At 37.6% G+C, this 11,549-nt stretch carries 12 protein-coding genes and 1 pseudogene; 5 read left to right on the forward strand and 8 right to left on the reverse strand.

Features of this window, described 5'->3' with window-relative positions:
* Nucleotides 1-2: 2 nt before the first annotated feature.
* Both NAZ64_RS13005 and NAZ64_RS13010 read left to right on the forward strand, forming a co-directional pair.
* Nucleotides 3-1,274, forward strand: a complete 1,272-nt coding sequence (locus tag NAZ64_RS13005; RefSeq protein WP_087528968.1) for a relaxase/mobilization nuclease domain-containing protein — start codon at nucleotides 3-5, stop codon at nucleotides 1,272-1,274.
* A gap of 304 nt (nucleotides 1,275-1,578) precedes the next feature.
* Nucleotides 1,579-2,244, forward strand: coding sequence for a hypothetical protein (locus NAZ64_RS13010; protein WP_483640952.1), 666 nt, complete (start codon nucleotides 1,579-1,581; stop codon nucleotides 2,242-2,244).
* Between the two features lie 48 nt (nucleotides 2,245-2,292).
* Here the strand turns inward: NAZ64_RS13010 and NAZ64_RS13015 are convergent, their stop codons facing one another.
* The 7 genes from NAZ64_RS13015 to NAZ64_RS13045 form a co-directional block, all read right to left on the reverse strand.
* A complete protein-coding gene (locus tag NAZ64_RS13015; protein WP_483640953.1) occupies nucleotides 2,293-2,706 on the reverse strand; it encodes a hypothetical protein in 414 nt (137 codons plus the stop codon).
* Between the two features lie 93 nt (nucleotides 2,707-2,799).
* Complete coding sequence (locus tag NAZ64_RS13020; protein WP_001052044.1) at nucleotides 2,800-3,198, reverse strand: hypothetical protein; 399 nt, start codon at nucleotides 3,196-3,198, stop codon at nucleotides 2,800-2,802.
* Complete coding sequence (locus NAZ64_RS13025; protein WP_062934030.1) at nucleotides 3,199-4,830, reverse strand: hypothetical protein; 1,632 nt, start codon at nucleotides 4,828-4,830, stop codon at nucleotides 3,199-3,201.
* Nucleotides 4,827-6,140: a tyrosine-type recombinase/integrase gene (locus tag NAZ64_RS13030; RefSeq protein WP_483640954.1), complete on the reverse strand. Its 1,314-nt coding sequence runs from the start codon at nucleotides 6,138-6,140 to the stop codon at nucleotides 4,827-4,829. The genes NAZ64_RS13025 and NAZ64_RS13030 overlap by 4 nt, the downstream gene beginning before the upstream one ends.
* A gap of 1 nt (nucleotide 6,141) precedes the next feature.
* Nucleotides 6,142-7,347 carry a site-specific integrase gene (locus NAZ64_RS13035; protein ID WP_087528972.1) on the reverse strand — a complete coding sequence of 402 codons (1,206 nt, stop codon included), beginning with the start codon at nucleotides 7,345-7,347 and terminating at the stop codon, nucleotides 6,142-6,144.
* Between the two features lie 322 nt (nucleotides 7,348-7,669).
* The gene (locus NAZ64_RS13040) at nucleotides 7,670-7,876 is read right to left on the reverse strand and encodes a helix-turn-helix transcriptional regulator (RefSeq protein ID WP_010616890.1); all 207 of its coding nucleotides are present in this window, start codon (nucleotides 7,874-7,876) and stop codon (nucleotides 7,670-7,672) included.
* A gap of 100 nt (nucleotides 7,877-7,976) precedes the next feature.
* Nucleotides 7,977-8,828, reverse strand: coding sequence for a DUF6387 family protein (locus NAZ64_RS13045; protein WP_024258095.1), 852 nt, complete (start codon nucleotides 8,826-8,828; stop codon nucleotides 7,977-7,979).
* A gap of 194 nt (nucleotides 8,829-9,022) precedes the next feature.
* Between NAZ64_RS13045 and NAZ64_RS13050 the strand changes: the two are divergent.
* Nucleotides 9,023-9,088: pseudogene (locus NAZ64_RS13050) on the forward strand (hypothetical protein); the annotation flags it as partial.
* Nucleotides 9,082-9,237 carry a virulence protein MsgA gene (locus tag NAZ64_RS13055; protein ID WP_115285831.1) on the forward strand — a complete coding sequence of 52 codons (156 nt, stop codon included), beginning with the start codon at nucleotides 9,082-9,084 and terminating at the stop codon, nucleotides 9,235-9,237. The pseudogene NAZ64_RS13050 and the gene NAZ64_RS13055, both read left to right, overlap by 7 nt.
* Before the next feature lie 192 nt (nucleotides 9,238-9,429).
* Here the strand turns inward: NAZ64_RS13055 and pagL are convergent, their stop codons facing one another.
* Entirely contained in the window at nucleotides 9,430-9,993 is a 564-nt protein-coding gene (gene pagL, locus NAZ64_RS13060) for a lipid A 3-O-deacylase PagL (protein ID WP_220569768.1), read from the reverse strand.
* Between the two features lie 817 nt (nucleotides 9,994-10,810).
* Here pagL and narP point away from each other — a divergent pair.
* Nucleotides 10,811-11,458, forward strand: a complete 648-nt coding sequence (narP, locus tag NAZ64_RS13065; RefSeq protein WP_220569767.1) for a nitrate/nitrite response regulator protein NarP — start codon at nucleotides 10,811-10,813, stop codon at nucleotides 11,456-11,458.
* Nucleotides 11,459-11,549 lie beyond the last annotated feature (91 nt).

Consider the following 11,549-nt stretch of genomic DNA (forward strand, 5'->3'; position numbering starts at 1 on the left):
GCATGAAAGGGATGCAAAAAATCAAAAGAGGAAAAACCTTTAATGGACTTATTTCTTATTTATTAAAACCTGCTTCGCACCACAAGTCAGATCCGTATGTAGTCGGCGGCAATGTCATAGAAAGCTTCGCAGAAGCACTAAGTGCAGAGTTCAACGCTACGAAGCTCCTACGCTCCGATGTCAGTAAACCTGTTTGGCACAATTCTCTGCGTCTGCCTGCTGGTGAGAGTCTACCTATACACCGATGGAAGCTGTTAGCCGATGACTATATGAAGCGTATGGGCTTCTCTGATACGCATCTACGCGCTTATGTCCTACATGATGATAAAGATGGACAACATATACATATAGTTGCAAGTCGCATAGATGCAACTTCGGGGAAGCTCTACTTAGGTAAAAATGAGAACCTTATCAGCACCCGTATCATCCAGGATCTTGAACAAGACTACCAGCTAACAAGAACCAAAGGACCGAAAGCATCTCTAGCAGCGCCCTCACCTAAACCGAAGCTCAAAAAATCCCGTAATGAGATGATGATAGAAAAGAGAACTGGTGAGCTATGCCCAAAAGGATTAATCCAAAACGCCCTTAACGAACTGCTTGATACCAGGCAATCGATTACCGACTTCGTGCAACAGCTTGTGGCACAAAATATCAGGCCAATCCCTAACATTGCCTCTACTGGACGCATGAACGGCTTCTCATTCGAATACAACGGGATTGCTTTCAAAGCATCTCAATTGGGAAAAGGGTATTCCTGGTCTGCCTTGCAAAGCAGAATCGACTACCAACAGGAACGTGATAATGCTTTCCTGTTTAAACTGAAATCATCTGTCAGAGAAACATCTGTTAGTGCAACTCATGATATGGTCATAACTATAGATGCTCCTGAAACAACGACAGAATACGTTAACCGCCCCATAGAAGCACTTATCCTCGATAAACGAGCTGCTGGTCAGGACGAATACTCTATCGCTTCTGTCGAAGCGCTTCTCCCAGAAGCTGTTGCAACTAACAAAGAAGCGATAGCAACCGAAACGTTAAAAGTAGCGCCCAAGCGAAGCTATAGGGCTTCAACGTTCAGATGGTTAGAGACCATCCCCTATCTCAATACCATTATTACCATCTTCAAAAACCTCAAAATCCCAACCCTTAAACGCCCTCAAAAACACAAAACCATCACTAGCGTGAGAATGGTAGAGATTACGCCTCTCCCCCAAAAAAATCTCATTGAATCAGCACCTCAATCCAGAAGAGCTTCGCTTTCGATGTAAGGCTGGCAAGCCTTTTTGATAGATACAGGTCAATAAATTGATCGTTTATACCGATCGATATTCCTTTGTTGATAGCCTGCATCTATCATTAATCTTTAATCGATCGGTACAAGTGATTTGCCTTTCCTGTAAACCCAGTCAAAATGTGATTTCACACCAAAGAATATAACAGACTGATTTAACTAGTCTATTTAAGTATTCAACTAACATGCAGGTTTTGAAATGGCAGATACCATCTCATCTGTAGTCCCTGATTTCTTCATACACCGAATATGAATTTAACATCTAACACAAAGGAACTTGTATGAGCATCTCCACCACGAAACGCCGCAATGAAGAAGTCAATGTTGGTCTTTCTGATCGCCGGAAAGCAGAGATTACAGCCTCAAAGTTTTATCTGTTTGGTGAAACTTACACGTTTGTTAAGACTTTCTCTGGCACTGTCATTAATTCCAACCCAAGCAATAATCAGATCTGGGTAAAAACCGACGCTGGGGATGAGAAGCAGATTTCCGACTATGGTATCCCCTTCAGAAGTTCACACACTATTTATAAATACGAGCTTCGCCAGTATAGTGAGGATGGTTCGTATAATGTGTATAAAGATGCACTTATCGTTAATAAGAACACGGGAGAACATGAAGTAAACTTAAACAGGAAAAAAGTTGTCATCCCCGCTTTTCTGACAATGCTGTTCCATAATGCTTCTACAGCATCGTATTACAGAGCAATGCCTGTTTCGAAACTATTCTCTATTGTTTTCATTTTACTTTGTGCTGCTGCACTTATTTCATTTCTCACATTGCCTTGGGGCTTTAAAGATGGATATGTGTGGGATGAGCACAAGTATATGTGGCTCACATATTTCCTATCAAGGATCGGATGCTTCGTTTGTATCAAATGGATTAAAAGAAGAAGCGCTAGATTTGATCATGAAATCAGAAATCTTATCGATTTAGTAAAAAAATAAGCAACAAAGAGTTAGCCCGTAGATTCCTACTACGGGCTTTTAAAATAATTACAATCCATATTTTCTTTTCTTCTCTTTGATGGATAACGATCTTTTTAGGGTCGAAGCATCATATTTCCTTTTCTCATTAGCATAGACTTTCTCTGTTCGGCTACCATTACTGACTATAAAGTTAATCAATGAAGAGCATACATGCTTCATACGCTCTTTGTTGATCAAATCATCATCAAGTTTATTTATATGAGTATAATATGAAAGTAGCAGAAAGGTTAAAACAACCTCCCTGTTGGAGAAGGTCATTTTTTCGATACCACTTTGGTATTTGATATAAAATCCTGCACAAAAAAGATATGATTGTTCTATAATTCGTTGATCTGAGAAACCTGATTCAGCGAGTTTATCAACGAATCGATCAAGCAGAAGAAGATACCTTTCCATAAGATTAATATTTATTTTTTCCATAATATGCATCCTTGCAATTTTTTTTGTCATCCTGACAATTAAAGAAATACCATAATTATCAATCATGTCAATAGTTAAAACCTATCAATTTTATTAAAGGTATTTTGCAGGTAACGGATTATTAAGTTCTTCAATCGTTATTTGTTTAAGGTGAGCATTATAAAGCCATACTTTGAACTGCTCTAAATAGCGTTCATTTAATGCCTTCAAAGCTTCATTTTCTGCTTCAAGTCTTCTAATTCGTTGAGAAGCCACTTTTAAATTAGCAGGTTTTACAGTGTGTATTGCACCAGATTTGATAGTGGCCTTTTTCACACTGAAGCTTTCTGCAATCCTTACATGACTACTTAAGGATTGTCTTGATGGTCTTTTCCCAATAATCCTTACTAACCTGTCGCACAAAGCATCCCAGGTTAGTTTTTCATCTATAGACCATGTGTTAATAACATCTACAATCTTCTTCTCATGATAACCATTTATATGCTTAGCCATTTATTCTCCTTTTTTTATTCTCTTATGGAATTCATACCATCTATCAGCATTTATGTTCCCATCATGTTTATCATACAGTGTTCTTTTTAAAATTTTATCGTGAATGTTTGAAATCGTTTCGTTATCTAAACCAGAATTCTCAATCGGATAATGTTCACACGGCTTAAACGCATATGAGTGCTTGCAGTAGCCATGTTTTGATACAAGTACTGCACCACTACTAAGTGAGTCAAACTCATTAAGATCCACCACTGGAATATCCTTTATTCTGTGCTCATTAACACATACTGATAACTTTTGTTCTCTTATTGCTTTAGACATTTGAAGATGCGATCTGTGGTCATAAGAAACATTTTGAGAAATAAGCTTACGTCCAGACCAGCGAGCAATACTAAATTCATCCATACCATTTATTTGAGCAAATGTGTTGAGAAGATGCCTCAGTTGATGTGTTCTTAGCAAATATGGGCTACCATCTTCATTTATATAACCATGTCTTTTAAAAACATTAAAATACCCTTTTATATAATCAGAATCAACGATATCAGTTTTAAAAAAATTCGTTGTAGGTCTGAATAATTTATCTGACATTTCCTTTTTATTTTGATTTAACTGTCCTTCAGTTAACAAGCAAAGCGCATTAGAATATTTGATTTTCTTCTCTCTATCATACCAAAAGAGATCAGGAGGTATATTCTCTTTAAGGGTTCCCTTCGTTGAATTAGAGTAATTCTTTTGAATTTCAGCAGCCAATAACCTCGCTTGACTTGATAATTCTTTTAATCTGCTAATAGCCTTTTTAGCTACAGGTATCATTAAAGTTGGAATCCATTTTATATTGCCTTCATACCCTTTTGCTGAAAAAAATCTTAAACCGTATCTTTGAATGCCCTTGCCATCACATTCTGTGATTTCACAATCCGCTGGCAAAGCTAAAATTTCCGATATCCTACTCGGTGCACACATAAGTAAAGCAAGCACAGATGTAGTAAATATATCTCTTGACGATAATTGTTCATCCCGCTTTGAAAAAATCTCAGCAATCGCAATAACTGATTTGATATCAGGCAATCTAGAATGGCCTTCCAGTGAAGAATCATAACCAGTCCAAGACTGAGTAATCCTATACCTAATTGGATTTACCCAAAATAAATAAAATGAGTTAGTCATCCTATTATCATTTAAAAATGAACTCAATTTCTCAAGTTCTTTCCCAATAGCAAATGCATGTGCTTTAGAATACTTTTCAGAGGCTATCCTTATGCATTCATCAAAGATTGAATTGTTGCAATAGTTTACATTAGCTTCCATATTGATTTTAAGTAAAACGAATTCGACAATCTTCAACATTGATAATGTTGAGTGTTTCGTCTTAGATTTATTGAATGAATGCACATGCAACATATATGCTTTAGCAAAATTAATAAAGCTATCATCTAAGCACTCCTTGCTGTTTAGGTTGTTTTTTGAGTTAAACTTAGTAAACCTATATAAACCTTTCCATTTATTGCTTTCCCATGAAGTTGTTAAATTATTATTAGAAATAGTACTCTTACAAAATTCGATAAACTTAATAACATTATCGTGAGGGTTGTTTTTATTGCTTGGTTCAAAAATAAATATATTGTTCATAATGCTCTCCAGGAATTGAATTTTTTACACGTTAAACATTTCAAATCCTCTTTCGTATCTTCCAATAAGAAAAATGCATCTGAAACATACTTGATAAAAAAGTTCTTGTTTTCTTCAATCTCTATGCCCATAAGTATATTAGATAAGGGGTTAAAAAACGCACTTAGTCTCTTATCGATGTCATAAACGTTGTCAGGATTATTTTTTATATATATCATAGAAGAGTTTACTGATTTATGATCTAACGCTTTAGCAATCACCTCAATTGAGGCTCCTTCATTAGCCAGTCGACTTCCTAACGTATATCTGAATCTTCTAGCATTAAGTTCTATATAGCTGTTAGTCCTTTCTGACCTAACATCGAATTTTGACGGAAAGTGTTTTAATAGTTTTGACATAACTGAATTTTTCATATGGAAAAAATCTGTTGTTAAATCATATAAAAAATCCTCAATCCTTTTTGTTTCCGTAATCTTATCTAAATTCATGAAGATTGGTAATTCGCCTCTATAGTTACTAATCCCAACACTGAATTTATCTTCAACAAACGCCTGATTTTTATTAATTAGCATTGATAAGCTGTCATATAAGAACGGTTTTATCATAACCATGTTAAATTCTTTTCTGAAACATTTTCTTTGTTTTACTTTTGGTACATTCAAAAAGCACCCTCTCTCATTTTTAATGAGATCTTTAGCTTTTAGAGATATTAATTGTAATGGCCTTCTTCCTGTTATTGCCAGCAAAAGGATATAACAATACAAAAAGCATTGAATTTTCTTCTCATGATAAAATTTTCCAACGGCGTTAATGATGTTATTGAATTCCGTTTCAGTTAAAGGTCCTTTATTTGGATCTCGTCTTTTAACTGCATCTCCTGTTTGGTTTGGAATGATTTTTATTTTCTCCAGCATTCTAATGGCAGTCGCTTCTACCCCAGGGTAATTGAGATTTTTCCATTTAATGATGAAAGCCTTAATTAAGTTTAGTTTGTAGTTTCTTTCTGAACCTAAATAAACATTCAATTGATATATTGCTTTGTCATCAATAGTATCTATGGTTATTGCACTAAACCACTTATAAAATAGAGTGTTAATATTTTGTATATAAAAAGAACTATATTCAGACGCATAGTAAGCTAATGTTTTTAAGTAGCTAAGTTTCATTTTTGTAGGCATTATATCTACAACTTTATGAGGGTATACGCAGTTTTCTTTATCAAGTTGCCATTTCTTATCTGACAGTTTGAAACTATATCTATTCATCTTAGCAAAAAAAATCTGCTCACTTTCAATACATTTGATTTCCACATTAAACCCCACTAATTATTTTACTTACTGATTTATAGACCTTTAGGACGACATCCTTCTCTTGTTGGGATATATATTTAAAATTGTATCTATCACACATGATTGACTCCTTTGACCAACCCATTAGATAATTCCTTAAATCTTTCCTTCTAGTATATTCTAATTCAGCGCCTTCTATTCCTTTAGAATACATATAATTCCAAGAGTGCCTTAACCTATGACCTGAAAGATTATATAGCTTTGGACTTGCTCGTTTCAGTGTTGATATCACCTTCTCATAAGCTGAAATGCTTAAGGGTTCTCCTGCGTTTTTTCCGGTGCAATGAGCCACCAATAAGAAATTATGCTTTTTCCTTTTTGTCATTTTTTCCCTGCTATTGCTTATGTAATCAAAAATTTCACTGGCTAACTCATCAGATAACGGAATAACCCTTTCTCCAGTCTTTACTAATGGTTGATAAGATCTTCCATCTTCTTTTGAATCATGTCTTCTGACTACACTTAAAGTGTTGTCTCTGAGATCAAAATCATCTATTTTAAGATTGAGCAACTCTCCAGCCCTTAAACCTAAATTTAAGAGCAAGGTAAATATTAGTCTGTTCCTGACCTGTACTTCCTTATGGAAAGGGTTTTCAATCCCACCAATTTCCAATAGACGGAAAAGCACATTGATCTCTTCTTCGTTTAACGATTTTTCAGATATTTCATTCATATTCAATGAACTGTTTCTTGGAATATGTGCTCTGATACTTTCAATAAATACTTCTACTTCATACTTTGCATGAATCCCCTTTGACGAATGAACTAATCCACATAACCACTTAAGGTAGCGTGAAAAAACGTGTACTCTATAACTAAAGGTTCTCTTCGCAATAAACTTATTACTTGCTGATTTTATATTTATAATTTTTTGTTTATCGAATCTTTGTTTCGCATATCTTACCAGATCATCTATTTCTGCAACACTGAGATACTTTTTAAGCTCAATTCTCTCAACTATATTAATTTTCCTACTATCTAAGAAATTACTAAAAATTAGTAAGTTAGTTGCAACTATTTCCATAGTTGAGGCGGTTGCGCCTCTATTTCTTATGTCTGTAGTAAGAAATAGATTTTGATAGTAAGCTGGTAAATTACTATTTTTATCAAGGATCAGGCATCCTCGCTCCCCATTACTCATGATGAATTTCTTTACTTTATATCCCATTTTGACCTCATTCTTTACAAATTAATATCACTCTCACTTATTAAATATATTCCAATTCAAAATAATTCAAATTTTTTACAATGACTTTAGTTTATTTGGTATATATATTAATGGCTTGAAAAAATTTATTTGACGTCAAATAAACAGGTACGGCTAGTTGATGGTATCCATACCCGATATTAAGAAACCACCTTTAAATACCTATGGCATAAGCCCTGCCTGAAAAAACGTAAAGAATTACGTTAAATATAGGTTTTTTAAAGATATAAACTTTACAAATCTGAGAATTAATCTTCATAAATATGAAGGCTGTAATTTTATTTCAGGCGACATGCTTTCTTGAATTTTCGATAGTTAATTGAATCCACTCTTCCACTTCACTTTCAATGAAAGCAACTGCACGAGATCCAATTTTCACTGGTGATGGGAAACATCCTTTGCTGATTAGATGATAGATCCAGGCTTTACCATAACCGGTTCGATTGAGAACTTCAGGGAGGCGAATAAGACGGGTGTTGTGCTGATTCATAGTCGTTTCCTCTTCTTTCGTTTTGATGGAAACGACTATACGAATGAATCAGCGGGAAAGAGACAGAAGCTGGGAACGCCAGAGCTAATGGAGGTTGGCCTTAGTCAGAATCAGCGATTTTCATCACGTCTGAAACTCTGATGTTTTTGAGATGGCTGTTTTTGTTGATGAACAGATGAAACTGTCGGATGAAAGGTATACTGGCTGCTTTTATCGCCAGTGGTCTGTCTGTGTCCCGAATTTGGTGATTAAGTCGGGTCTGTTCTTCATCATCATCGTCGGTGTAAAGGAGGCGTGAAAGTCGATCTTCTGATATGCGAACCTTATGCAAGGTTGACCATACAAGGATGTCGATCATGGGTATCAATCTGTAGTTGATGAGTTTCTTAATCGTTCCATAACCGAAGCGGATAGCGTCCGTTGTATCTGCCTCGATACCTCTGACTTTACGCCATTGAGGTAGCGCTGCTTTGAGTGATTCAGCTATTTCCTCATCAGTTCCATTCGCAAGGTCAATTTCGACCATGACCGTATCCCTGAACAACTTGGGGAGAGCTTCTGATACAGGGCTATCGAGGAATTCACGGTTAACCGAATACTCATCACTCCCATCCCAAAAGAACAGTGAATTTCGCAGACCGTTGATGCTCAACTGTGCCAGTCGTTCGGTGGTTGTGAGAAAGAAGTGCGGTGGCTGGTAAAGGGTATCCTCTCTTGTGAGATAGCCGAGATGCTTTTCTGTGATGAGAAACGGTTTTCCAGTGAAGATCCTGTCGATGTAAAGCCTAACCGCTTCTGCTTCAAATTCCTCATGATACGGCTTAAAGAACAGTGTTCTTGCCAGTAGCTCATGGTAAAGCTGTATGAGCGGAAGCTCTTCAAACTTACGATAGCTATCAACATCCAGCCATTTTTTAACTTCTTTGGTGTGTTCCGTTGACCAGTTTTTCATCATCCAGCCCGCCCCTTGAATCCATGTGGTGGCTTTAGCTTACTGCAACCCTTCAGTCAGGTGAAATTTTTAGGGTAGCAGTGTTTTTCCTCCATCTAAGATGATTTTACCTTTTAGGCATACGCTTAGGCATACACTGATACAATGCAATTAAAAAAATCAATTATAATCAATATATTATATTGTTTTATTTAATCCTCTCGTGCCGACCAAAATTCCCCTTAAAAACCAGCCTGTCAGGGCTGGTTTTTTTATGCCTACAATTAAAAAGTTAGCTGATGCCAGAGACGTTATTTTGCATGAACTGATTTTGCATGAGCTGATCGGCGTAAACCATGTTTGTACTAAAACAGAAAAAGCGCATCTACACCCTATGCTGGAAGAAATGTTTGCAGTGACAGGTAAATGAGTAAGCAATCTGTCGCAGCAATAATAAAACGTTCTGGTAACGTAAATGGCTTACCACTTCTTTGTCACTAACAATTAGCCTCCCTGTCGCCATAGGGTCGATAACGATCGGCTAGTCACAACACGTTTTTGTAGACAACGTACGGTGATGAATTACTCCTTCAGCCAGCAACTCGCTAATTGTTATTCAACTTCAGAAATTATAACTAATTGAAGCACCTACAAAATTATGCCCTGAATTTTTATCCGTGAGTGATCCATTCGAGAAATGCCGGATATAAGCTTCTGTAGAAAAAGCCCCAAAGTTCCAGCCAAGAAACGCTTTTTCTCCAAAGGTAAATGCAGAATTGACACGCATATCATCTCGCGACTTAGATTTTATATAAGCCCCCAGACCAATACCGGTATAGATACCAGCGAAATGAACCAGCGCCACATCCTTCGAGATACCCAATACGCCCTGGTTATATTTATTGCAGGGAACGCTGCCAGAATGTTTACTGCAATCATCGTTCCCCTTAGCCTTAAATCCTCCTAACTCCAGATTATTTCTTGCCTGTAAAAAGAAAAAATCGCTGGGTTCACTGTATGTCAGAAAAGCCGTATATAAGTGCTCAACCCCTCCTCTCCTTATACTTTCTCCCCCAGCAAAAGAGATCTGATGTTTGTTGCCCTTACCAAAAAAAACATTATCATTAGCAGAACATGCGAATGCACAAGGTAATAATATATATACAACTATTCTCTTCATATACACTCCATCACCATTTCAATGTCAATAGTTATTTTTACCGGCTAACATATTTAAAATTTTCTACGCCACGCTTACGCTCACAGAAACGGCTGATATAGCATCCAGTATTAATATTATTTTCATAATTACTCCAACCAGCATTTTTGATGCAAACAGGCTGGACATGGACTGTGTGCAGACATCGAAACATACTCACTACGATCTCCCCTTGAGTCGCCCCAACGGGTGCTCAAAACGCCGCGAGTGTTGTTCAGGCACATCCAGGATAAGTTATAAGTGAACGACTCTCATTCCTGACCACATTTTCATTTATGATAAGAATATCGTCAGAATCTATTTATCGCATGAAAATATCTCTACTATTGACTTGATATTTAATTTAACAGATGTCGCGGTTTATTCGTTCTGCTCAGATGTATTTCATTGACATTAATAAAACCATAAATAAATTCAATTAAAATGATTTGTTAATAATGAAAAGCTTTAGACGCTATGACTTTTAATAAGGAATTTCCTGCCAGTACAGATTGTCTGGACTTACGGGTGCAAAGGCGCAGCAATATATGCCACACTTCTGTTATGTCACATTGTCCGAAAAAAGCGTCCAGACCAGTATTCAACCTCAGGGAGTATTCTGTTTTCTCTCACAACAGGTTGTTTTATCCTTTCTATCGTTCAGCTAATTACTCGCCTGTCACAGGTTTTACTACTTACCCATGCACTAATTAGGGTAAAATTTACGCGCTTGACAATGTGGCAAATCTGGACGATTTCCGCGCTGAAAACAATAATCATTCTAATAAAACTCAGGAGATATAGCATGCCTGAAGTAACACCTTTTCAGGTGCTTATTGTGGACGACCATCCACTTATGCGGCGAGGTATTCGTCAATTACTGGAACTGGATCCGGCTTTTTATGTCGTTGCCGAAGCGGGTGACGGGGCGAGTGCGATCGATCTGGCGAATCGCATTGAGCCCGATCTGATCCTGCTGGATCTGAATATGAAAGGTCTGAGCGGGTTAGATACCCTGAACGCGCTACGCCGGGATGGTGTGACGGCGCAAATTATTATTCTTACCGTCTCGGATTCCGCCAGCGACATCTACGCGCTGATCGACGCCGGCGCCGACGGTTATCTGCTCAAAGATAGCGATCCGGAAGTGCTGCTGGAGGCCATTCGCAAAGGCGCTAACGGCGGTAAAGTCTTTAGCGATCGGGTCAATGAATATCTGCGTGAGCGCGAACGGTTTGGCACGCAGGAAGATCCCTTTAGTATCCTGACCGAACGAGAGTTAGATGTCTTGCATGAGCTGGCGCAGGGGCTTTCTAACAAACAGATTGCGTCAGTACTGAATATTTCTGAGCAGACGGTTAAGGTGCACATTCGTAATCTACTTCGCAAACTAAACGTGCGCTCGCGCGTCGCGGCGACCATTCTATTTTTACAAACACGCGGAATGCAGTAACAAGCCAGGCCCGATGGCGCCACGCCACCGGGCCGTCAGGGTCTTATTTCTCCTGCGCCAGCCGGATACTGCGCTCTATCACCGCCCGCCG

It is taken from the genome of Salmonella sp. A1325 (genome assembly GCF_056991255.1).